Raw genomic sequence first — 22,316 nt, 5'->3', positions numbered from 1 at the left:
AATGGCGCAGAAATTCAGACGGGTTGTAACCGGTCACGACGAAAACGGCATTGCCAGGGTCATCATGGATTCAGAGGCGACCTGCATCTTGCAACGCCCGAACCGACCGGGCGTGACATTGACCAATCTTTGGCAACACTCGCAAACGCCCGCCCCGATGGAAACACACGAAGACCCGGTGACCGGCCCCCTGATATTGCACCCTCCCGCAAACGGGGCGGTGTTTCGGATTGTCCAGTTCGATCCCGAAAACCCCGAGGTCCTTGCCACCCTCGACGGCGCGACCGCCTTTGCCGAAATGGGCGCAGGCGCCAATGTCGTGCAGGGCGCGCGTCACCCTTTCATGCACAGGACCGACAGCCTGGACTATTCCATCATCCTGAGCGGCGAGATCTACATGTTGATGGATGAGGACGACGTTCTTCTGAAAGCCGGCGATGTCGTCATTCAGCAAGGCACCAATCACGCCTGGTCCAACCGGGGAACAGAGCCCTGCACGATCATGTTCGTGCTCAACGATGCCAAATGAAGGGCTTGGGCAACAGGCCACAGCGCACCCTGGTTGGGGCGGCAGATGTCGCCTGAAACCCTGCTGCTGGTCTTCCTGGCATTCGGTTTGGGCGGGGTTCTGAAGGGCGCCACAGGGGCTGGCGCCCCTTTTCTGGCGGTACCGATCATGTCGATCCTTGTAGACGTGCCATTCGCGGTGGCCGTATTCCTGCTGCCCAACCTCGCCTCCAACGGCTGGCAGGTTTTTCGCTACCGACGTGACTTTCCTGGCCGGGGCTTCGCCCTGTCCTTTGCCTTGGCCGCAATGGCCGGGGCCGGATTCGGGACTGTAATGCTGGCCCGTCTGGACAGCGCGATCCTGACCAAGACACTGGCGATTGTTGTCCTGGGCTATGTTTTCTTTCGGCTGCGGAATCCGCGCTGGCACCTTGCCCAGGCCACCGCGCGCAAAATCGTGATCCCGATCGGCGCGCTGGGCGGCATTTTTCAGGGCGCCGTTGGGCTGTCGGCGCCAATATCCGTCTCTTTCATGAATGCCGTGGGATTCGACCGCAGACAATTCATAGCCGTAATGTCTCTCTATTTCCTGGCCATGGCCGTGGTTCAGCTGCCAACCCAGCTGGCCCTCGGAATCTTGACACCGGAACGGGTGCTCTATGGTCTGATTGCCATCCTGCCCCTGGTTCTCGGAATGCCGATCGGCGATCTTCTCGGGCGACGGATTTCCAGACAGGCCTTTGATCGTGTCATCATGGCGATCCTCGTGTTGCTGGCAGTGCGGCTGCTATTCTGAACAACGGCGGAATCTCCCTCCGTGCGCGCGCCACACGCGCCGGCCATTTCTGCCTTCGCCGTCGTCAACGATCCTTGTGCATCGCGGCGGGATGGCCAGACATACCCGCCTGCGAAACACAGATCCTAATACGTCGCCCGCCCGCCGGAAATATCGAACACGGCGCCGGTGGAATACGAGCAGTCCCGGCTGCACAACCAAGCGGACAGACGCGCGATCTCTTCAACCGTGCCCATCCGCCCCATCGGGATTTTCGACAGCATATATGTCAACTGCTCATCCGTGACATCCTTGACCATCGGCGTCTCGATCACGGCCGGCGTGATGACATTGGCCCGAATCCCGGTGGTGGCAAGCTCCTTGCCCAGGCTCTTGGTCATGGCAATCACCGCCGCCTTGGAAACCGAATAGGCGCTGGCGTTGGGGTTGCCGTCCTTGCCGGCCATGGACGAAACATTGACGATACGGCCATAATCGCCCTCTTTCATGATCGGCACGATCGCACGACACGTGTGGAAAATACCATTCACATTGACTTTCTGAGTCAGGTTCCACAGGTCGAGATCATACTTATCCAGCGGCATATTCCCTCCGGCGATTCCGGCCGCATTGACCAGAATGTCGATCCCACCCATCGCGGCCCTTGCCCGTGCCGTGGCCGTTTCGACCGCCCCATAGTCCGACACGTCGACGGTTTGCGTGTCCACCCGGTCGGCGGCGTTCAGGTGGCGCGCGGCCGTAGCCAGCGCCTCGCCGCTCAGATCCCACAGAGACACGCTCGCCCCCGAAGCAAGGAACAGTTCGGCAATGCCCAGCCCCATTCCCCGCGCCCCGCCGGTAATGACGGCGCGCTGATCATTCAAATCGTAAGAGTTCATCGGTTTTCCTTTGCTTTCCCACCAGGCCCCTTGGTACGGCCCCCGGCTTGCCCCTGCCCTACAGATGCACCACGGTCTGGACCTGCTCACCCAACCCGTCGATCCCAAGGCGCACGCTGTCGCCGGGTTTCAGCCAGACCTGCGGATCCATCCCGGCCCCCACGCCCGGCGGCGTACCGGTGCAGATCAGATCGCCCGGTTCCAGCCGGGTGAATTCCGACATGTAGGACACGATGGTTTCCACATCAAAGATCATCGTACCCGTATTGCCCGTCTGCATCCGGGTGCCGTTCACGTCCAGCCACATGCCCAGGCTGTTCACGTCGCCGATCTCGTCGGGCGTGACCAGCACGGGGCCGGTGGGGCAGAAATTGGGAAAGGACTTGCCCTTGACCCACTGACCCGACCGTTCCATCTGCCAGGCGCGTTCCGACACATCGTTGACCAGCACGAACCCCGCGATATGGTCCATCGCCCCGGCGCGATCGATGTTCAGCGCGGGCTTGCCGATCACGATGCCCAGTTCCACTTCCCAATCCAGCTTGGTCATCTTCGGACTGTAAAGAAGATCGTCATTCGGGCCGCAATAGGTGGATGAGGACTTGTTGAACAGGATCGGCTCGTCCGGAACCGGCAAACCGGCCTCGTCGGCATGATCCGAATAGTTCAGACCGACACACCAGATATTGAAGGGCTGCGCCACTGGCGGGGCCAGCCGCTTGCCCGCGATATCGGCCCTGGGCAGGCTGGCCGGGTCCACATCGCGCAGCTTGTCAAGCGCCCCTCCGGCCAGGCTGCGCGGGCCAAAATCACCCACCAGCGACGAGGCATCGCGCGCCACGCCGTCGTTATCCAGCAAACAGGGAGTCTTGGCGCCGTACCGGTCGCCGTATCGCATCAGTTTCATGTTGTTTCCTTCTGTTTCGCGCCCCACCAGGTTGCGGCCAAGGGTGCACCGCCAACAAAGCTGGCCTGCCCCAGGTCGTCCTGAATGCGCAGGCATTCGTTCCATTTCACCATGCGTTCGGACCGGGTAAACGACCCGACCTTGAGCTGACCGCCGCCCAGCCCGGTGGACAGGTGGCTGATCGATACATCCTCGGTTTCACCTGACCGGGCCGATACGATGGCCCCCCATCCCCTGGCACGGGCGGCAAGGAAGGTTTCGACGCTTTCGGTCACGGTTCCTGCCTGGTTCACCTTGACCAGCACCGCGTTACACGCCCCGGCCTCCGCCGCCTCGTCCACCAGGGCGGCATTGGTGACAAGGTAATCATCCCCGATGATCTGGACCCGGTCGCCAAAACGGCGGGTGAATTCGATCATGCCGGCCACGTCGTCTTCGCCCACCGGGTCTTCGATCGAGGCAATCGGATAGGCGTCCAGCCACCCCCCCAGCATGTCGATCAGCGCGGCGCTGTCCATGGAGCGATCTTCCAGCGCCAGCCGGTAGGCGCCTTTGCTGCCAAATTCCGACGCGGCAATATCCAACGAGATCACCACCCGGTCGCCCGGTTTTTCCCCGGCCTTTTCAATCGCGGCCACCAGCGTTTCCAGCGCCTCTTCGTTGCTGTCAAACACCGGCCACCAGCCGCCTTCGTCGGCCACACCGGCCATACGGCCCTTTTGCGCCATGATATCCCCGGCGGCGAAATAGACCTCGCTGGTAATTTCCATCACCTCGTCGAAATTCCGCGCGCCGGGCACCATGATCATGAAATCCTGAATATCCACACGCCGCCCGGCATGGGCGCCGCCGCCGAATATCTGGATTTCCGGCAGGGGCAACGACGCGTCCGTGCCGTAATGATCGGCCACATGCCGCCACAGCGGCCTTCGGGCATCCGCCGCCGCCGCGTGCAGAACCGCCAGCGAGACCGCCACCGTGGCATTGCCCCCCAGGCTCTCTTTCAGCGGCGAGGCATCCAGCGCCAGAATGGCTGCGTCCACCCGCGCCTGATCCGCCACGTCGCGCCCGATCAAGGCATGTGCAATCGGGCCGTTCACGCTGGCCAGCGCCCGCTTTACATCCATGCCGCGCAGCGCCGCGCCGCCATCGCGCAGGTCAATCGCCTCGCGTGTCCCGCGCGACGCGCCGGCGGGCGCAATCGCGCGGCCCAGCACGCCGTTTTCCAGTACAACGTCCACCTCGACTGTCGGATTGCCGCGCGAATCCCAGACCCGCCGACCTTTTACCGATGCAATTGCCGTCACTGTGTCATTCCCTTCATCCGGTCTTTCAATCTGTCTGCAAAACGCGCAAGTGTCGGTGCCGGATCGCCCATAAGATCCCGCCCCGCCGCGCGCACAAATTCCCGTTCGTCCTCCCGCAGGTACTCGACCGGCGATTTGCCATCGACCCGCCCCAGCATCAGCCCCGGCAACAGCGCACAGACCCGCGCCTCCAGCGCCGCGGCATCCTCCCAGTCCACATGAGCCGCATAGGCCGCCCAGAACCGACCGGCGCGCGCCAGCAGGCCATCGCGCGAGCCCGGCAAATGCACCGCCTTCAGCACAAGGTGGTTCAGGCAGAACGCCAGATCAAAGCTGGCATCCCCCATGGTGGCGCATTCCGCATCCAGCATTACCGGACCAGCGCCACGCATCAGGATATTCTTGGGGCTGACATCGCCATGCACCAAAACGGCATCGGCCTGGAAAAGCATGTCCTCCAGAGCGGCGAACCTGTCGGCCAGATCCGGGTGCGTCCCTGTGGTATAGGTCAGGTACGGTTCGATCCGCAGCGCCCGGAAATCATCCCGGTTGTCAAAGGCCGTCCGATCAAATCCGCGCGCCGCCGAAGCCCGGTGAATCCGGCCCAGCATGTCGCCCACCGCTCCGGCTTCGCCCCGGTCCGGGGCCTCCTCCAGCAACGCCTGTTTCCACAGGTACACATCCGCGCCGGCCACGTATTCCATGGCAAACCCATGCAGCGCCTCGGACCGGCCAAATAATGCCACCGACGCCGCGGGGCAGACCTTTGCCGCCACTTGCAGCCAGGCGTATTCCGCTGCGTTTCGATGCACCGGCGCGCGCCAGTCAGCAGCCACCTTCAACTTGGGCAACGCGAATTTCACACAAATCGCGCGATCCGCCAGATCGACCCGCGCAATGTCAGAGGCAACACCCCCTGTCAGGGGCGTGACCTTGCGGATTTCATCGGCCCGCGCGATGCCAAGCTCCCCCAGCAACCCCGCGCATTTGTCGCCAAAATCGGACACAGCGGCAAAACTCCTTGCAATGTTCACGTGAACATCTACAGTTTTCACGGGACTTCTGTCAAGACACTGACGGCCAGGAATGCTATTCCTGCGGAAAAGAAGGGGCGCATCGTGTCGGGCCGCGTAACCATAAAGTCCATAGCCCGTGACCTCGGGATTTCACACATGACGGTGTCGCGCGCGCTTACCGGGCACCCCAATGTGCAAAAGGCAACTCGCGACGCGGTTCTGCGCCGCGCGCACGAACTTGGCTATGTGCGCAATGCCGCCGCGCGCACCATGCGTGGCGGTCGCACCCGGATCGTCGGCCTGTTGCTGCCCAATATCGTCAATGAATTCTACGCCCGCTTTGCCAATGCCATGGCGCTGGCCTGCGAAGACGCGTCGCTGCAACTGATCATTCATCTGACCGGCGACGATCCCGAGACCGAGACCATGGCGCTTGCGCGGCTGTCGGAAATCCAGGCAGATGGCGTGGTAATGGTCCCGGCGCCGGGCGCGCCGCTGCCGGGCCAGCCGGCAACGGCCAACATGACAGTCGTGCACCTGATCCGAACCCGCGACACACCCCCGCCCGACTTTTCCGTACAAATCGAGGATGACAAAGCCATCGCCGGCGCGGTGGCCCATCTCGTCGCGAAGGGCCACAGCAGAATTGCCTATGTCGGCGCCGATCAGGCCCTGTCGTCGGGCCGCGCCCGCGCGACGGCTTTCCAGAAAGGCATACGCGCGGCCAATCTGCCCGACACGCCGGAACTGATTTTCACCGGCGACGCCACGCTGGACGGAGCCTACAGCCAGGTGTCGCGGCTCCTGGAAACGGGGGCGGCTACGGCGCTTGTCTGTGGCGGGTTCGAACTGTCCAGCGGCGCCCTCAAGGCGCTGATGGAAGGGGACGCCCTGCGCGGCAAGGGATTCGGGTTTGTCGGCTATGGTGATCCGTCATTCTATAGTTGGATCGGCAACGGCCTGACAACCGTGGCGGTCCCGGTCGAGCCTTTGGCGCGACGGGCGGTCGGTCTTCTTGCCGATCCGGACCAACCATCAAACCAAAAAACGCATCGCTTCACGGCCACCCTGAGACTGCGTGATCAGTGAGGGACAAATGACATTCAGCAGCCAACGGCGCAGTCATCAGAACGTAAATCAGAAGGATTTGGTGGAGCCTAGGAGGATCGAACTCCTGACCTCTACAATGCCATTGTAGCGCTCTCCCAGCTGAGCTAAGGCCCCAAATTTCCAAGCCATCGGCTTGTGCGCGCTATTTAGGCGCTCGCCGGGGCGGGATCAAGTGGAAAATCCCGCCCCGAAAAATTTATTCATCGTCTTCGTTACTGGGCACGTCGGCGATTTCGTCCAACGACACATTGTCGTCTTCATCATCGTCCAGAACATCGTCCTCAAGCTCCAGATCGACGGAATCATCGTCGTCCAGAACCGCATCGGAATCATCCGTAGCCGCAGCCTTGGCCTTGGCCGTAACTGCATCCTCGGCATCAGCCGCGATCATCCGGCTCTTGCCGGCTTCCACTTCCACAACCTCGCCAGTATACGGGCTGACGATCGGGTTCTTGTTCAGGTCATAAAAGCGTTTGCCGGTGGTCGGGCACACGCGCTTGACGCCCCATTCTTCCTTGGGCATGGGTAATCCCCTTTAATTCGGTGTGAGTCTACTCGACGGTTCGCGCCACCTGCCATATCAAAAGAGGCGTGTCAAAGGGTAACACGCTCAAACCGGCCAAGGAACGCGCATGACGCAACATATCCTCCCCGGAACGCCGCCGTTGACGGTCACGCTGCGCCGTTCGGCGCGCGCGCGGCGTATCAGCTTGCGGGTCTCGCGGCTGGACGGTCGCATCACGCTGACCCTGCCCAAGGGTGTGCGGGATGCCGAGGCGCTGGCCTTCGCCCGCGACAAACGCGACTGGCTGTCCCGACAACTGGCCCATAGCCCGGCGCAACGGCCCGTCACCCTCGGCACGACACTGCCCATTGCCGGGCAGATGCGCCACGTGGTGGCTGGCTCCGGGCGCAGCATCGTGCTCGGTCATGACAGCATTGCCGTGCCTGGCGATTCGGCCCGCACCGGCGCCCGCCTTCAAGGCTATCTCAAGGAACTCGCCCGCCATCTCCTGAGCGAGGCCGTCACCCACTACTCCGCCTGCCTGGGTCGCAGCCATACGCGGCTGACCCTGCGCGACACGCGTTCGCGATGGGGGTCGTGTTCTTCCCGAGGCGCACTGATGTTCTCATGGCGGCTGGTCATGGCCCCGCCCGAAGTGCTCGATTACGTCGCCGCGCACGAGGTCGCCCACCTGGCCGAAATGAACCATGCTCCGGCATTCTGGACCACGGTCGAACGCATCCACGGCCCATACGAAAGCCCGCGCCGCTGGCTGCGCGACCACGGGCATCACCTGCACAAGTACCGTTTTGTCACCGGCTGAAGTGTCCGATTGACCCCGGGGGAATATGTGATCACATTCATGGGATGATAAACCCACCCCGCCCCCAGCAAGACGCGTCCACGTCCGCCCATGACCGCGTCTATCGAGCTCTGCGCACGCGCATCATGTATGGCCGCCTTGCCCCGGGCGAGGCACTCACCCTGCGCGGCATCGGCAAGGAATTCGGCGTCTCGATGACCCCGGCCCGAGAGGCCGTGCGCCGCCTTGTCGCCGAAGGGGCGCTGTTCCTGTCCAGCTCGGGGCGGGTCTCCACCCCCGAGCTTACCTCCGAACGCCTCGAAGAACTTGCGGCCCTTCGAGCCCTGATCGAGGTCGAACTGGCCAGCCGCGCCTTACCCCGCGCCCACATGGCGCTGATCGAACGCCTGACGGCCATAAATTCCAACGTGTCCGAGGCCGTCGCGCGCCGCGACGCGGTGGGCTATATCCAATCGAATCTCGAATTCCACCGTACGCTGTACCTGCGCGCGCAGGCGCCCGCGATGCTTGCCATGGCAGAAACCGTCTGGCTGCAACTCGGCCCTACCATGCGCGCGCTCTACGGTCGCCTGCGCAAGACAGAACCGCCACATTATCACCGACTGATCATCGCGGCTCTGCGCGCTGGAGACGAGCCAGGCCTGCGCCTTGCCGTGCGCACCGATGTCACTCAGGGCCTGCGCCTTCTCGCACGGTGACGCGCGCGGCAATTCCTGCGCAATGAGTATTTTCGGAACATTGAAAGACAGTACCACCACCCGCTTTCATTGTTCCGGAAATACTCCGGGGGGCGTTGAAAATCTTTGATTTTCAACGGGGGGCAGCGCCCCCGCTTACCCTTGAGAAGGCCATACCCGGTGTTCATCGTCGATCACGATCACATGCCGGTGCGGCCCGATGCCATGCGCCACCACATGCGGGTGGTCCGCTGCCAGTTCGGGGTGGCTGTGCTTCACCGCCGCATCGGATCGCCAAAACAACAGCGCCAGTCCGGTGGCCAGGGCGGCCACGGCTCCCATCAATGTCAGCGACGCCCACATCGCGCCCCAAGTGGCCACATACCCGGCCAGAGGATAGGTGATCAGCCAACACGCATGGCTCAGCGCGAATTGCGCTGTAAATACTGCCGAGCGGTCCTCTACGTGGGAGGACCGGCGCAGAAGCCTTCCCGCCGGTGTCAACACCGCAGAATAGAACAATCCCGTCAGCGTCCATAGCCCCAGGAACCCGCCCCACGCAACCGGCCCAAACAGCCCCATCCATGCGCCATGCGCCAGCGTCAGCCCTGCCAGAAGCCCCGACGCCACGCCCATGACCCGCCGATCCGCAACCCGGTCCAGCAAGTACGGCAGGGCCAGCGCCGCGGCCATGCTGCCTGCTCCGAACGCGCCCATCGCAAGCGCGAGCGCCGCTTCGCCCAACCCGTATGTTTCCCGTACCAGTACCACCGTATTGACCAGTACGAACGCCCCCACGGCCGCGGCGCCCAGGTTGAAGACCAGCAGCCCCCGCAGGCGAGGCGTATTCAGGTAGATCCAGCTTCCCCGCGTCATGCGCTGGAAAAACGGGCGGGCCACCTCGGGCATACGCACCGGCGGTTTCGTGCGCAGGATCAGAAGGCCGGATCCGAGAAACCCGACCGCCGTCCCCGCAAACAACCCGTGATAACTCATGACCAGCAACAGCATCCCCGCCAAAGCCGGCGAGAGGAGATTTTCGAGGTCATAGGCCAGCCGCGAGAGCGACAGCCCGCGCGTATATGCCGCTTCCTCGGTCAGTATATCGGGGATCATGGCCTGGAACGTCGGCGTAAACGTGGCCGAGGCGGCCTGAAGCAGGAATACCAACGCATAGACCTGCCCGATCGTTTCCACGAACGGTAGACTCAGCGCCACAACGAAGCGAACCGCGTCCATCGCCACCAGAACCGCCCGCCGGGGCAGCCGTGCCACCAAAGCGCCGGCAATCGGCGACAGACCCACATAGGCAATCATCTTGATGGCATAAGCCGTGCCCAGAACTGCACCCGCAGCCGGGCCGGCCAGATCGAACGCCAGCAGGCCCAGCGCCACGGTCAGCAGGCCGGTGCCCGTCAGCGCCACCACCTGCGCGCCGAACAGGCGTGCGAATTCACGGTTTTTCAGAACGTTCCACACGACGCCACCCTACCAAGGGCCGGGTCGCGTGCAAGGTTCAGGCGGCAAGACCCTTGGCGCCCAACCCCAGAAACTTTTCGCGTCGTGCCTTGACAAGGTCTTTCGGCTTTTGGTTGCCCATCTCGTCGAGCATCTCGGCAATCGCCGCGCCCACGGCCTCGATGGTCCTGGCGCGGTCGCGATGTGCGCCACCCAAAGGTTCGTCGATGATCCGGTCCGCCACCCCCAGTTTCCTGAGATCCTGTGCCGTCAGCCGCAGCGCTTCGGCGGCTTCGCGCATTTTGTCCGCATCCTTCCACAGGATCGACGCGCAGCCCTCTGGCGAGATTACCGAATAGACCGAATGCTCCAGCATCGCGACACGGTTGGCCGTGGCAAAGGCCACCGCCCCACCCGATCCGCCTTCGCCGATCACCACCGAAACCAGCGGAACTCCGATTTGCAGGCATTTCTCGGTGGCGCGCGCAATCGCCTCCGACTGGCCCCGTTCTTCGGCACCCTTGCCCGGATAGGCGCCGGGCGTGTCCACTAGCGTCACCACCGGCAGGCCGAACTTGTCAGCCATCTCCATCAGGCGAATCGCCTTGCGATAGCCTTCCGGGCGCGCCATGCCAAAGTTGCGTTCGATGCGCGATTTGGTGTCATTGCCCTTTTCATGGCCGATCACCATAACCGGTTTGTCATTGAACCGCGCCAGCCCGCCCATGACCGCATGGTCGTCAGCAAAGTTCCGGTCCCCGGCCAGCGGCGTGTACTCGGAAAACAGCGCGTCTATGTAGTCCTTGCAATGGGGGCGCGCGGGATGCCGCGCCACCTGGCATTTACGCCAGGGTGTCAAATCCTTGTAAAGATCGCCCAACAGTTCTGCGGCCTTGCGATCCAGTGCCGCGGCCTCATCGCTCACATCCATTTCCGCGTTCTGCCGGGCCATCGCCCGCAACTCCTCGGCCTTGCCTTCGATTTCGGCCAGCGGTTTTTCGAAGTCGAGATAATTGGTCATGGATCACTCCGGGATGTCACGTTTTCGCTATATGACGCTGACGGCGCGTAATTGCAACGGGGCGCAATCCCGGCGATTCTGATACCCGAAGTTCAGCAAGACTTGTGCCCCACCCGCGTGGCACAGCTGAAAGGCACCAGATACGAGGACCGGATGCAAAGCTACGAAGACAGGCTGATGCGCGTGCTGCGCTACATCCATGACAACCCGGCAGGCGATCTGTCGCTGGACCGACTGGCGGATGTGGCGGCGCTGTCTCGGTTTCACTGGCATCGCGTGTTTCACACCATGACCGGTGAAACCTGTGCCCAGGCCGTGCGCCGTGTGCGCCTTCACCGTGCGGCCAACCTGCTATTGGACCACACCGCCCCCGTGTCTACGATCGCCGCCAAGGTCGGGTATGAAAATACACGCAGCTTTTCCCGCGCCTTTACCGGCCAGTATGGCCTCAGCCCACTGGCTTTCCGCCAAAAGGGCGGTGTCCTGCCACCCTTGCCGTCCAACCAGCCACAGGTTCTTGCCATGTATCCCGTCACCATCCGCACCGATCCGCCCCGCACCATTGCCGGACTGCCTCATCGCGGCGCCTATGCCCGGATCGGGCGCAGCTTTGATGCGGTCTCGGCCTTCGCCCAGACACGAGGCCTTTGGCCAAAGCTTGGCCTCATGGTCGGGATCTACTACGACGATCCCACCGCCACTCCCGAATCCGACCTGCGCAGCTTTGCCGGGGCCGAATGGCGCGAAAACTCCCTGCCCGAGGGGCTTGAATCAGCAATGCTGGCCGGCGGGCGTGTCGCGGTGCTGACCTTCAAGGGGCCCTATGCCCAGCTGCAAAAGGGCTACGATATGCTCTACGGCACGTGGCTTTCGCAATCAGGGGAACTGCCCGATGACGCCCCCTGCTATGAACTGTCTCTCAACTCTCCTCTGGAAACCCCACCCGAAAGCCTGCTCACCGAAATCTGCCTGCCGCTGAAAGGCGCATGACATGCACGACAAGCACGACTTCAAGACAGCGGACAAACCGTTTTACACCGGCAAACCGGGCCGCTGGGATCGGATCACCGTACCAGAGATGACATTCCTTGCCATCGACGGCCAGGGCGATCCCTCTGGCCCCACCTATGCGAACGCGCTCGCGGTGCTGTACCCGGTGGCCTATGCCCTAAAGTTTGCCCACAAGGCCAAAGGCGCCGATTTCGTCGTGCCTCCGCTCGAGGCGCTCTGGTGGGCCGAGGATCCCGCCGTGTTCCTCACCGGCGAACGCGCGGCGTGGCAATGGGCAACCCTGATTCGCCAGCCCGATCACACGACCGCTTCAGAGCTTGAAACCGCGCGCGCCTTGATGCGCGGCAAGCTGACCCGCAAGGGCGCGGACATCGCGGTATTGAGTGCGCTGCGGCTGGAGCGGCGACAAAAAGGTGACTGCCTGCAAACCCTGCATGTCGGCCCCTATGCGAACGAGGCACCGACACTCGCGCATTTGCACGACGTACTGATGTCCGAACTGGGCGGCACCTTCAACGGACCACATCACGAGATCTATCTCGGAGACCCGCGCCGCGTCGCGCCAGAAAAACAACGCACCCTTCTGCGACAACCAATTCAGCCTTCGAAAACAACCGGATAAAGCGAAGCCACCAACAGCGCCGCCATCGTCCAGTTGAACACCGCCAATCGCACGCGCGAAGTCAGTAGCCGCCGTATCTGCTTTCCCAACACTGTCCACAAGCTGACGCTGGGCAAATTGATCGCGCCGAAAACCGCCCCCACAAGGCCGATCGCCCAGATGGACCGATCAGGCGCGTAAAGCGCAATCGCGGTCAGTGCCATGCTCCAGGCCTTGGGATTGACCCACTGGAACAGTGCCGCTTGCAAAAATGTCATCGGACGCCCCGCGCCCACTCTCCTTTCAGGCGCCCCGGCATGGGCCACTTTCCAAGCCAGCCACAAAAGATAGGCCACAGAAATGCCGCGCAACACGTCATGAGCAAGCGGCATGGCATCAAAAAGCTGCATCAATCCGATCCCGACCAGCAGGATCATTACCACAAACCCCACCCCGATCCCCAGCATGTGAGGCACGGTGCGCAGAAAACCGAAATTGGCACCCGAGGCCATCAGCATCAGGTTATTCGGTCCCGGCGTGACCGAAGACACAAAGGCGTAAAGGCTGAGAGCCACGAGAGTTTCAGGTGTCATGGCTTCAACCTGTCGCAAATCCGCCGCACAAGGGAATCAAAATTCGTGCGCCTGCCCCCACGAACCCTGATGATTTGCCGGCACCGGATCGCTCCCGCCCATCGTCGTGGCCTGCGGCCCTTCCTCTGGTTGGGCGTGGCTCAGCAAGCTGAGCCTGTTTGAGTATTTGGGGCAAAATGAAGGATGGACCCGCTCTTCATTTTGCCAAAAATACTCCCGCCGGAGGCTCCGCGCGACAGGCGCGCCAAGACGGGGCCGAAAACAGCCCCGCCCGGCAGGTCTTGCGCGCATGCATTCAACCCGCCGCGATCAGCTCGGCCTGGGCCACGACCACTTCGGCCTGCTTGATCGAAGCGATGTCAACAAGGCGCCCTTTGTAAACTGTCGCGCCTTCGCCGTTGGCCTTGGCCTGTTCCATCGCGGCAAGAATCTCGCGGGCTTCGGTCACAGCCTCCACGGACGGGGTAAACACGTCGTTGGCCAGTGCGATCTGTTTGGGGTGGATGGCCCATTTACCCACCATACCCAGGGTGGCCGAGCGTTTGGCCTGGGCGACGTATCCCTCGTCGTCGGAAAAATCGCCAAACGGTCCGTCCACCGGCAGTACACCATGGGTGCGGCAGGCGGCGACGATGGCGGCCTGCGCCCAGTGCCACGGGTCGGACCAGTGTTTGGTGCCCTCGCGGATCATGTAGTAGTTTTCCTGCGTGCCACCTATGCCGGTGGTCTGCATTCCCATCGAGGCGGCGAAATCCGCGGCGCCAAGGCTCATCGCTTCCAGCCGGGGTGAGGCTGCGGCGATGGCTTCGACATGGGCGATCCCGGCAGCCGATTCGATGATCACCTCGAAAGCGATGGGTTTTACGCGTCCCTTGGCCCGTTCAATGGCCGTGACCAACGCATCCACGGCATAGATATCTTCGGCGCAGCCCACCTTGGGGATCATGATCTGGTCAAGCCTGTCGCCAGCCTGTTCCAGCAGGTCCACCACGTCGCGATACCAATACGGCGTATCCAGCCCGTTGATACGCACCGACAGGGTCTTCTTGCCCCAATCCACCGAGTTGATTGCGTCGATCGCGTTGGCGCGGGCCATTTCCTTGTCGCTGGGCGCCACGGAATCTTCGAGATCGATATTGATCACGTCGGCAGCCGAAGCGGCCATCTTGGCAAACAGCTTGGTGTTGCTGGCCGGGCCAAAAAGCTGGCAGCGGTTGGGGCGGGCCGGGGCGGCGGGCTGGATGCGGAAGCTCATATCTGTCTGGCCTTTCGGTAACGAAATTGCGTCAGGGTTGCGCACAGCGGTATTAAATTGCGCACATCTCTGCAAGCGGTTTCTGTGCAACTGCGGCATGGTCGCGCTGCGCCGCGGAAGAAAAAGGGCAGCCTTTCTGTGCTATTGGCAACTTTGCTGGATTAGACCCAGGGTAACAGGATAAAATGTCGCGAACGCTCAAATTTATCGAAGTTTCTTCACCAGGAATTGCATTCCCACGCCGCTTCACAAGAAAATTTCGTTCGAAATAGTGGAAACTGCCGCCCAAGATACGTAGTTCAAGGAAACCGCGCCATGTCGATGATCGAAACCCCGTACCTGCTTTTTCTGGGCGACGCGCCCGACATGCTGGCCGCAAAGGTGGCTATCGGCATCCGGGACTGGCGCCCACAAAACGCCGTGGGCCAGTTCCGCATGGAGGGCTGCAAGGCTGATCTGGGCCTTTCTGACATGACATTGACCGAGGCCCGCGAAGCCGGGGCCAGGACGCTGGTGATCGGCGTGGCCAACCGTGGCGGCGTGATCTCGCCCGAGTGGAAAAAAGTGCTGGTCATGGCTCTGGAAGAAGGGTTCGACCTGGCCTCGGGTCTGCATAACCTGCTGCGTGACGAACCCGATCTTGTGGCCGTGGCCAATGCAACCGGGCGCACGCTGCATGACGTGCGGGTTCCGGAAGTGGATTATCCCATCGCCAATGGTGTCAAACGCAGCGGCAAGCGGTGCCTGGCCGTGGGCACCGATTGTTCCGTGGGCAAGATGTATACCGCGCTGTGCATGGACGCCGAAATGCGCGGGCGGGGCATGAAATCGACCTTCCGCGCCACGGGCCAGACCGGGATTCTCATCACTGGCGACGGGGTGCCGCTGGACGCGGTGATCGCGGATTTCATGGCAGGTTCCGTGGAATGGCTGACCCCCGACAATGAGCCCGACCACTGGGACCATATCGAGGGGCAGGGCTCTCTGTTTCATGTGTCCTATTCCGGTGTGACCATGGCGCTGATCCATGGCGGTCAGCCCGACGCGCTGATCCTGTGCCACGAACCCACCCGCACCCATATGCGCGGCCTGCCCTCCTATGCCCTGCCCTCGCTGGACGCCCTGCGCGATCAGGCGCTGAGCCTTGCGCGCGTGGCCAATCCCGCCTGCCAGGTCGTCGGGCTTTCGGTCAATACACAGCACATGGCCGAGGACGAGGCCCTCGCGTATCTTGCCGGGCTCGAAGCCGACATGGATCTGCCAGCCACCGATCCGTTCCGCTTTGGTGCGGGCAAGCTGGTGGACGCGCTGGCCGCGATCTAAAGCCGCCTGCCCCGGTCTTGCGCCGGGGGCGCACCCCGGTCACAGATAGGACAAGAGCCCGGGCGGTGCGCCGGGCGGGCAGAAAGGACAGTCATGCAAATCTCCGTCACTCGCGACGTGTTCAAGCTGGCGCAGGCGTTCACCATTTCGCGCGGATCGCGCACCGAGGCCAGGGTGCTGACCGTGCGCGTCAGTGAAAACGGCGTTACGGGTTGGGGCGAATGCGTGCCCTATGCGCGTTATGGCGAGTCGCTGGAAAACGTGACCGACCTGATCAACAGCGTAAATGCCCCGGTCAATCGCGCCGGGCTTTACACGCTGCCCGCCGGGGCGGCGCGCAACGCGCTGGACTGTGCGTTGTGGGATCTCGAAGCGAAAACGACCGGCAAACCTGTCTGGGAGCTTGCCGGACTGCCCGCACCGGGGCCGGAAATCACCGCCTATACCCTGTCGCTCGACACCCCGGAAAAGATGCGCGAACAGGCAGCGGCCAACGCCTTCCGCCCGCTTCTAAAGATCAAGCTGGGAACGGATAACGACATGCCCCGGCTGGAGGCTGTGCGCGCGGGCGCACCCGATGCCACCATCATCGTGGATGCCAATGAAGGCTGGAGCGCCGAGATTTACGCCGATTTCGCGCCGCACATGCAGCGTCTGGGCGTGGCGTTGGTGGAGCAGCCTTTGCCGGCGGGTGACGATGACGCGCTGATCGGCATGGAACGCCCGGTGCCCGTCTGTGCCGACGAAAGCTGCCATGACCGGGCCAGCCTTCCGGCGTTGCAGGGTAAATATGACGTTGTGAACATCAAACTCGACAAGACCGGAGGGTTGACCGAGGCGCTGGCTCTGCGCGACGCGGCGCGGACCGAAGGCTATAGGATCATGGTGGGCTGCATGGTCGGATCAAGCCTTGCCATGGCGCCGGCCACGCTGGTGGCGCAGGGCGCGATGGTCACGGATCTTGACGGCCCGCTCCTGCTGGCCGAAGACCGCGACACACCGCTGCGGTTTGACGCAGCGGGCGTGCATCCGCCATCCCCGGCCTTGTGGGGATGAGAATGGGCGCAGCCACCGGTCATGACTGTGCGTTTCTCGCCTGACGCGGGTCGGCCTTGCAGGTGCCTGACCGCCGCTTTAGCGTTTACCGCATTTGATATTGTGAAAGGCATTGTCCGATGAAATTTGTCACTCTTGTGCTGCTGGCCCTCGCCCAGCTTGGCGCGGCCGCTGTTTCGGCCCAGGCTCAGGCCCAGGCCCAGGAAAGCTGGACCGTCACACTGACCCGAAAACAGGCCGGAGAGTTGCAGGAGTTGAAAGGCAAACCGTCCAACACCGGTTTCGCCCTGTCACCGGATGGTGCCTGGGGCACGCGCTGGGGAGCCAGCTCGGCCAAGGCAGCCGGCGACGAGGCGCTGGCAAACTGCCGGGCTTTCCTGAAGAAAGGGCGGCGCGACTGTATCCTGTATGCGGTGAACGGGCAGGTCGTGGCCAGGCCGGTCGAGCCAACCCGCAAGGTCTCGGCCGTCTATACGCCGGTCAACGGCAAGACCGCGCCGTCCGTCTTTGGCCGTGCGCCGGTCAACTTTAGCGGCAACGCGCCCGCCGCCATGGCCGATACGAAAGCCATGAGGGCAGACCCGGCCCATGCCAGCCGCCTCAAGCGCGATCCGGGCCTGGAACAGGCCCTGATGCAGCGCAGCTTCATGAACATGGAAAAGCGCGGCTTTGCCATCTGGTTTGAAAAGGGGCGCGGTGAACAGCACATGGTCGGCAACAGTGGCAGGCTGCAACTGAACTTTGGCCGCTGGATCGCCACGCCCGACGGGCTGGTCTGTATGTTCGATGGCGCCTGGGCCAGCACCGGCAAAAAGGTGGGCACCCGTTGCCTGTTGATCGACACGATCAAGAACGGAATCGTCCGGTTCGCGTGGCTGAATGCCGAATACGGCAAACCGAGTTTTCGCAAGGGACAGATCATCGCGGGGGATGCGCGCAGGGGCGCCGTGCGTTGACAAGTGCGCAGAATCCACCAAAAGAAACCGGCATCGCCACCAAACCTAGCAGAGAAGACACACATGACCCGCACCGTTTACGTCAATGGCACCTACCTTCCCGAAACCGAGGCGACGATCTCGATCTTTGACCGGGGCTTCCTGATGGCGGACGCGGTTTACGAAGTCACGTCGGTGCTGGACGGCAAGCTGATCGATTTTGACGGCCACGCCATGCGCCTGAAACGCTCGCTGGACGCGCTGGACATGGCAGAGCCTTGCTCGACTAAAGAGCTTCTCGATATTTGCCGCAAGCTGGTTGAGCTGAATGGCATCGACGAGGGCCTGATCTATCTTCAGGTCACGCGCGGCTCGGATGGTGATCGGGATTTTGTGTTTCCCGCGGAGGGTACACCGCCCGGCATCGTGCTCTTTACGCAAAACAAGCCCGGCCTGGCCGACAGCCCGGCGGCGCAAAAGGGTGCCAGGATCATTTCCATAGACGATATCCGCTGGGGACGGCGCGATATCAAGACGGTGCAGTTGCTGTACCCGTCCATGGGCAAGATGATGGCCAAGAAGGCCGGGTGTGACGATGCGTGGATGGTGGAGGACGGCTATGTCACCGAAGGGACGTCGAACAATGCCTATTTCGTCAAGGGCAACACCATCGTGACCCGCCCCCTGTCCTCCGACATTCTGCACGGCATCACCCGCAAGGCGGTGCTGCGCATGGCGCAGGAGGCGCAGCTGAAGGTCGAGGAGCGGCTGTTCACCATTCAGGAGGCGCAGGCGGCGGACGAGGCCTTTACCACCTCGGCCAGCGCCTTTGTCATGCCGGTCGTCGAGATTGACGGCGTCAGGCTGGGCGATGGCACGCCGGGCCCGATTGCCCGCCGTCTGCGCGAGATCTACCTGGAAGAAAGCCGCAAGGCCGCGATCTGAGGCGGGCGGGTTGGGGGGCGCTGCCCCCATCGCGGCAAGCCGCGATTCCCCCGGGATATTTTCGGCCAAAAGAAGAGCGGGGGGTCAGTCGTTCAGCGCGTCGAGCCGGGCGCGCACGCTCAGACCGTGGGCCTCAAGGCTTTCCGAGATGGCCAGGGTTTCGGCGGCGGGGCCGATGGCGCGCAGGGCCTGAGGTGTCATTTTAGACAGGGTGGTGCGCTTGAGGAAGTCCATCACACTGAGGCCCGAGGAAAACCGGGCCGAACGGGCCGTGGGCAGCACGTGGTTGGGGCCGCCGACATAGTCTCCGATCGCCTCGGGCGTGTACTGGCCCAGGAAGATTGCTCCGGCGTGGGTAATCTGCGTGCTGAGTGTATCTGGATCGGCCACGCAAAGTTCCAGGTGTTCGGGAGCGATACGGTTGGACAGGGCAGCGGCGGTTTTCAGATCGGGCACAGTGATCACCGCGCCGAAATCGCGCCAGCTGACCCCGGCAATGGCGCGGCGCGTCAGCGTTTCCAGACGCGCGTCCACGGCCCTGGCCACAGCTTGCCCAAAGGCGGCATCGTCGGTGATCAGGATCGACTGGGCGCTTTCGTCATGTTCGGCCTGGCTGAGCAGGTCGAGTGCGATCCAGTCGGGGTTGTTGTCCTTGTCGGCGATCACGAGGATTTCGGAGGGCCCCGCGATCATGTCTATGCCGACCTTGCCGAACACCCGCCGCTTGGCGGCGGCCACAAAGGCATTGCCCGGCCCGGTGATCTTGTCCACCGGGGCGATGGTTTGGGTGCCATAGGCCAGCGCCGCCACCGCCTGAGCCCCGCCGATCCGGTAGACCTCGTCCACCCCGGCCAGCCGCGCGGCCAGCAACACGAGCGGATTGGCCACCCCGTCAGGCGTGGGCACCACGATGGCCAGCCGCTCGACACCGGCGACCTTGGCGGGAATGGCATTCATCAGCACCGAGGACGGGTAAGATGCCAGCCCGCCCGGCACATAAAGCCCCGCCGCCGAAACCGCGCTCCAGCGCCAGCCCAGCATGGCACCGGTCTCGTCGGTCCAGCTGGCATCCTCTGGCATCTGGCGTGCGTGATAGGCGCGGATTCTCTCCGCCGCCAGCTCCAGCGCGGCGCGGTCGGCGGCGTTCACCAGAGCGCAGTGGGTTTCTATCTCCGCTTCCGAAAAGCGCAGCGTCTGCGGTGTCAGATCCAGCCGGTCGAATTTCGCCGTCAGCTCGATCACCGCCGCGTCACCGCGCGCGCGCACATCGGCGATGATGTCGGCCACCACCGCGTCCACATCCGGGCTGTCTTCGCGCTTGGCGCCCAGAAGGGCGGTGAACCGGGGTTCGAAATCGGTGTCGGCGGCGTTCAGGAACTGGGGCATCTGACTCTCCTTTGGGGCGCTCATACCGCCCCGACGCGCCAGCCTCAAGCGCCACGGCACCGCGAGGAAAGCCCGCGCGGGCTTGACGAGCGGCCTGGTTCAGACTTCGTGTTTCGGCACGTGACGGGAGGGTGCCACGTAGGGGCGCGTCACATCCTTGAGGGTCACTTCCAGCGCCTCGACCGTCAGACGGATACCGCCATCCCCGGCCAGCGTCAGCACCACATGCCCGGCCCCGTCTTCCCCCGGTTCGAACGTGACCGTCAGCAGCGACAGGATCATGTCACTGTCGTCGCGCGCCACCCCCTGGCTGGCCACATGCAGCACGTTGTCGATCACCAGCAGCGCCTGCACCCGTTCCACCGCGCGCCCCCGCGTTTCCGCCGCCTTCAGATCTTCCCAGCGGAACCGGTTGAGCAACAGCGCGAAGCGCCGCTCGCGCGGGAGCCATTTCATTTCACCGGCCGGAAATACCGCATCCTGTGCCAGGGTGGACAGGATTTTCAGATCCTCTGCATCCAGCGCGCCAAGGTGCAGCGGCGCCTCGCGCCCGTCTTCGAAACTTGCGTCCTGCATCACGTTTCCCGAACCCTCTCGATATGGGCACCCACATTGCCCAGCTTTTCCTCGACCCGCTCATAGCCACGATCCAGGTGATAGACCCGGCTGACCACGGTTTCGCCCTCTGCCGCCAAACCGGCAAGGATCAGCGACACGCTGGCGCGCAGGTCGGTCGCCATCACCGGCGCCCCCCTGAGCCGGTCCACACCACGTACCGTCGCGGTGCCGCCGTGCACCTCGATCTCGGCGCCCATGCGCATCAGCTCGGGCGCGTGCATGAAACGGTTCTCAAAGATCTTCTCTTCCAGAACCGAAGTCCCCTCGGCGGTGCTCAGCAAGGCCATCATCTGCGCCTGAAGGTCGGTGGGAAATCCGGGGAACGGCTGGGTGGTGATGTCCACCGCTTTGACCCGCCCGTTGCGGCGCGCCACTTTCAGACCGGCCTTGGTCTCTTCCACGTCGATCCCGGCGTCGTGCAACTTTTCGACAAAGGCGCCCACAAGGTCCAGCCGCCCACCCAGGCATTCCACCTCGCCCCCGCAAAAGGCCGGGGCCAGCATGTAGGTGCCCAGCTCGATCCGGTCGGCCACAACGGGGTGTGTCGCGCCGTGCAAGCGGTCAACGCCCTGCACAACGATCTCGGACGTACCGTCACCTTCGATCTGGGCCCCCATGGCACGCAGACAGGTGGCCAGATCCACGATTTCCGGCTCGCGCGCGGCGTTGCGGATCACCGTGGAGCCCCTGGCCAGCGTCGCCGCCATCAGGATATTCTCGGTCGCCCCGACCGAGGCAAAGGCCAGATCAATCTCGGCCCCTTTCAGCCCGCGCGGCGCCTTTGCGTGCAGATAACCCTCGCGCAGCTCAATCTCGGCGCCCAGTTTCTCCAGCCCGAAAATATGCAGATCCATCGGCCGCGCGCCAATCGCACAGCCGCCCGGCAAGGACACCTCGGCATGGCCCGTGCGCGCCAGGAGCGGCCCCAGCACAAGGTTGGAGGCGCGCATCTTGCGCACGATATCGTAATCGGCATGGCTTGACGTCAAATCGTGGCTCGACATCGCCAGCACCTTGCCGTCCTGAAGGCTCGTCACCTCGGCCCCAAGGCTTTCCAGCAAGGCGGCCATCGTCTTGATGTCGCTCAACCGGGGCGCGTTGGTCAGTGTCAGCGGCTCTTCGCTGAGCAACGTCGCCGGCATCAGCGTCAGACAGGCATTCTTGGCCCCGGCGATCGGGATCTGCCCCTTAAGCGGCCCGTTGCCGCGCACGATAATCGAATCCATCAGTCCTGACCTTTGTTGTTGCCTGCCTCGGAACGCTGGGTTTCGCTGTCCCCGGCGGCGCGCGCGCGCGCCTGTGCCTTGCGGCGGCCCATATTCGCCTTGAGCGCCGCCTTCAGGCGGTCTTCGCGGCTTTGGGCCTTGTTCATCTTGTTTGCGGGGGGCGATTTACGTTCCATTGTCATTCCTTACATGAGCCGCAAAAAAGGGTCCAGATTGGGGTTGCAAGCATCAAGCTTTGCAGCTATCTCCCGCGCCACGGTAATGCTGCTGTAGCTCAGTGGTAGAGCGCACCCTTGGTAAGGGTGAGGTCGGGAGTTCAATCCTCCCCAGCAGCACCAGAAATCCCTATATTTCAAAGGGGT

General features: G+C 63.1%; 24 protein-coding genes and 2 tRNA genes. 12 read left to right on the top strand and 14 right to left on the bottom strand.

The features are described from left to right. Position 1: 1 nt before the first annotated feature. Together I3253_RS09105 and I3253_RS09100 are read left to right on the top strand one after the other, a co-directional pair. Positions 2-529 (top strand): cupin domain-containing protein, encoded by a 528-nt coding sequence (locus tag I3253_RS09105; RefSeq protein WP_197917350.1) that lies wholly within the window; start codon positions 2-4, stop codon positions 527-529. Between the two features lie 45 nt (positions 530-574). Beyond that, a complete protein-coding gene (locus I3253_RS09100; protein ID WP_197917349.1) occupies positions 575-1,303 on the top strand; it encodes a sulfite exporter TauE/SafE family protein in 729 nt (242 codons plus the stop codon). Between the two features lie 125 nt (positions 1,304-1,428). Here the strand turns inward: I3253_RS09100 and I3253_RS09095 are convergent, their stop codons facing one another. The 4 genes from I3253_RS09095 to I3253_RS09080 are packed head-to-tail and all read right to left on the bottom strand — an operon-like array spanning position 1,429 to position 5,402. Then, positions 1,429-2,181, bottom strand: coding sequence for an SDR family NAD(P)-dependent oxidoreductase (locus tag I3253_RS09095; protein WP_197917348.1), 753 nt, complete (start codon positions 2,179-2,181; stop codon positions 1,429-1,431). Positions 2,182-2,239: 58 nt separating this feature from the next. Continuing rightward, complete coding sequence (locus tag I3253_RS09090; RefSeq protein ID WP_197917347.1) at positions 2,240-3,088, bottom strand: fumarylacetoacetate hydrolase family protein; 849 nt, start codon at positions 3,086-3,088, stop codon at positions 2,240-2,242. Beyond that, complete coding sequence (gene eno / locus I3253_RS09085; protein ID WP_332255691.1) at positions 3,085-4,395, bottom strand: phosphopyruvate hydratase; 1,311 nt, start codon at positions 4,393-4,395, stop codon at positions 3,085-3,087. Before eno ends, I3253_RS09090 begins: the two co-directional genes overlap by 4 nt. Next, positions 4,392-5,402 carry a phosphotransferase family protein gene (locus I3253_RS09080; protein WP_197917346.1) on the bottom strand — a complete coding sequence of 337 codons (1,011 nt, stop codon included), beginning with the start codon at positions 5,400-5,402 and terminating at the stop codon, positions 4,392-4,394. Before I3253_RS09080 ends, eno begins: the two co-directional genes overlap by 4 nt. 27 nt (positions 5,403-5,429) lie before the next feature. On the opposite strand from I3253_RS09080, the gene I3253_RS09075 reads away from it, so the two are divergent. Next, positions 5,430-6,500, top strand: coding sequence for a LacI family DNA-binding transcriptional regulator (locus tag I3253_RS09075; RefSeq protein WP_197922397.1), 1,071 nt, complete (start codon positions 5,430-5,432; stop codon positions 6,498-6,500). A gap of 59 nt (positions 6,501-6,559) precedes the next feature. Here I3253_RS09075 and I3253_RS09070 read toward each other — a convergent pair. Continuing rightward, positions 6,560-6,635, bottom strand: a tRNA-Ala gene (locus I3253_RS09070). Between the two features lie 82 nt (positions 6,636-6,717). Further along, the gene (locus I3253_RS09065) at positions 6,718-7,044 is read right to left on the bottom strand and encodes a TIGR02300 family protein (protein ID WP_197917345.1); all 327 of its coding nucleotides are present in this window, start codon (positions 7,042-7,044) and stop codon (positions 6,718-6,720) included. A gap of 109 nt (positions 7,045-7,153) precedes the next feature. Between I3253_RS09065 and I3253_RS09060 the strand changes: the two genes are divergently transcribed. Beyond that, positions 7,154-7,849, top strand: a complete 696-nt coding sequence (locus tag I3253_RS09060) for a M48 family metallopeptidase (RefSeq protein WP_197917344.1) — start codon at positions 7,154-7,156, stop codon at positions 7,847-7,849. A gap of 44 nt (positions 7,850-7,893) precedes the next feature. Next, complete coding sequence (locus I3253_RS09055; RefSeq protein ID WP_197917343.1) at positions 7,894-8,547, top strand: GntR family transcriptional regulator; 654 nt, start codon at positions 7,894-7,896, stop codon at positions 8,545-8,547. Positions 8,548-8,682: 135 nt separating this feature from the next. Here the strand turns inward: I3253_RS09055 and I3253_RS09050 are convergent, their stop codons facing one another. Next, positions 8,683-10,005 (bottom strand): MFS transporter, encoded by a 1,323-nt coding sequence (locus I3253_RS09050; RefSeq protein ID WP_197917342.1) that lies wholly within the window; start codon positions 10,003-10,005, stop codon positions 8,683-8,685. A gap of 37 nt (positions 10,006-10,042) precedes the next feature. Continuing rightward, complete coding sequence (locus tag I3253_RS09045) at positions 10,043-11,005, bottom strand: acetyl-CoA carboxylase carboxyltransferase subunit alpha (RefSeq protein ID WP_197917341.1); 963 nt, start codon at positions 11,003-11,005, stop codon at positions 10,043-10,045. Positions 11,006-11,158: 153 nt separating this feature from the next. Between I3253_RS09045 and I3253_RS09040 the strand changes: the two genes are divergently transcribed. Further along, a complete protein-coding gene (locus I3253_RS09040; protein WP_197917589.1) occupies positions 11,159-11,995 on the top strand; it encodes an AraC family transcriptional regulator in 837 nt (278 codons plus the stop codon). Position 11,996: 1 nt separating this feature from the next. Further along, a complete protein-coding gene (locus tag I3253_RS09035) occupies positions 11,997-12,638 on the top strand; it encodes a GyrI-like domain-containing protein (protein ID WP_197917340.1) in 642 nt (213 codons plus the stop codon). Here I3253_RS09035 and I3253_RS09030 read toward each other — a convergent pair. Together I3253_RS09030 and I3253_RS09025 are read right to left on the bottom strand one after the other, a co-directional pair. Then, positions 12,614-13,210: a LysE family translocator gene (locus I3253_RS09030; RefSeq protein ID WP_197917339.1), complete on the bottom strand. Its 597-nt coding sequence runs from the start codon at positions 13,208-13,210 to the stop codon at positions 12,614-12,616. The two genes, I3253_RS09035 and I3253_RS09030, sit on opposite strands and share 25 nt — an antisense overlap. Before the next feature lie 295 nt (positions 13,211-13,505). Continuing rightward, on the bottom strand, positions 13,506-14,465 hold the full coding sequence (locus I3253_RS09025; RefSeq protein ID WP_197917338.1) for an L-malyl-CoA/beta-methylmalyl-CoA lyase: 960 nt from the start codon (positions 14,463-14,465) through the stop codon (positions 13,506-13,508). Positions 14,466-14,786: 321 nt separating this feature from the next. Between I3253_RS09025 and dgcN the strand changes: the two genes are divergently transcribed. From dgcN to I3253_RS09005, 4 genes are all read left to right on the top strand, one after another. Then, complete coding sequence (gene dgcN, locus I3253_RS09020) at positions 14,787-15,788, top strand: N-acetyltransferase DgcN (protein ID WP_197917588.1); 1,002 nt, start codon at positions 14,787-14,789, stop codon at positions 15,786-15,788. A gap of 93 nt (positions 15,789-15,881) precedes the next feature. After that, positions 15,882-16,844 (top strand): N-acetyl-D-Glu racemase DgcA, encoded by a 963-nt coding sequence (gene dgcA / locus I3253_RS09015; protein ID WP_197917337.1) that lies wholly within the window; start codon positions 15,882-15,884, stop codon positions 16,842-16,844. A gap of 119 nt (positions 16,845-16,963) precedes the next feature. Then, positions 16,964-17,800, top strand: a complete 837-nt coding sequence (locus I3253_RS09010) for a hypothetical protein (RefSeq protein WP_197917336.1) — start codon at positions 16,964-16,966, stop codon at positions 17,798-17,800. Between the two features lie 63 nt (positions 17,801-17,863). Then, the gene (locus I3253_RS09005) at positions 17,864-18,724 is read left to right on the top strand and encodes a D-amino-acid transaminase (RefSeq protein WP_197917335.1); all 861 of its coding nucleotides are present in this window, start codon (positions 17,864-17,866) and stop codon (positions 18,722-18,724) included. 84 nt (positions 18,725-18,808) lie between these two features. Here I3253_RS09005 and hisD read toward each other — a convergent pair whose 3' ends face one another. The 4 genes from hisD to I3253_RS08985 form a co-directional block, all read right to left on the bottom strand. Further along, positions 18,809-20,110, bottom strand: coding sequence for a histidinol dehydrogenase (hisD, locus tag I3253_RS09000; protein ID WP_197917334.1), 1,302 nt, complete (start codon positions 20,108-20,110; stop codon positions 18,809-18,811). 99 nt (positions 20,111-20,209) lie between these two features. Beyond that, positions 20,210-20,686 carry a DUF2948 family protein gene (locus I3253_RS08995; RefSeq protein WP_197917333.1) on the bottom strand — a complete coding sequence of 159 codons (477 nt, stop codon included), beginning with the start codon at positions 20,684-20,686 and terminating at the stop codon, positions 20,210-20,212. After that, entirely contained in the window at positions 20,686-21,954 is a 1,269-nt protein-coding gene (gene murA / locus I3253_RS08990) for a UDP-N-acetylglucosamine 1-carboxyvinyltransferase (protein ID WP_197917332.1), read from the bottom strand. Before murA ends, I3253_RS08995 begins: the two co-directional genes overlap by 1 nt. Next, positions 21,954-22,130 (bottom strand): hypothetical protein, encoded by a 177-nt coding sequence (locus I3253_RS08985; RefSeq protein WP_197917331.1) that lies wholly within the window; start codon positions 22,128-22,130, stop codon positions 21,954-21,956. Before I3253_RS08985 ends, murA begins: the two co-directional genes overlap by 1 nt. An 87-nt stretch (positions 22,131-22,217) precedes the next feature. Here I3253_RS08985 and I3253_RS08980 point away from each other — a divergent pair. After that, positions 22,218-22,292: transfer RNA gene (locus tag I3253_RS08980), tRNA-Thr, on the top strand. The last annotated feature ends 24 nt before the right edge of the window (positions 22,293-22,316 follow it).

Source organism: Thiosulfatihalobacter marinus, from assembly GCF_016019955.1.
Taxonomy (GTDB): domain Bacteria; phylum Pseudomonadota; class Alphaproteobacteria; order Rhodobacterales; family Rhodobacteraceae; genus Shimia; species Shimia marinus_A.
The sequence above is the reverse complement of the archived record's forward strand: the minus strand, read 5'-3'. Positions and strand labels throughout refer to the sequence as shown.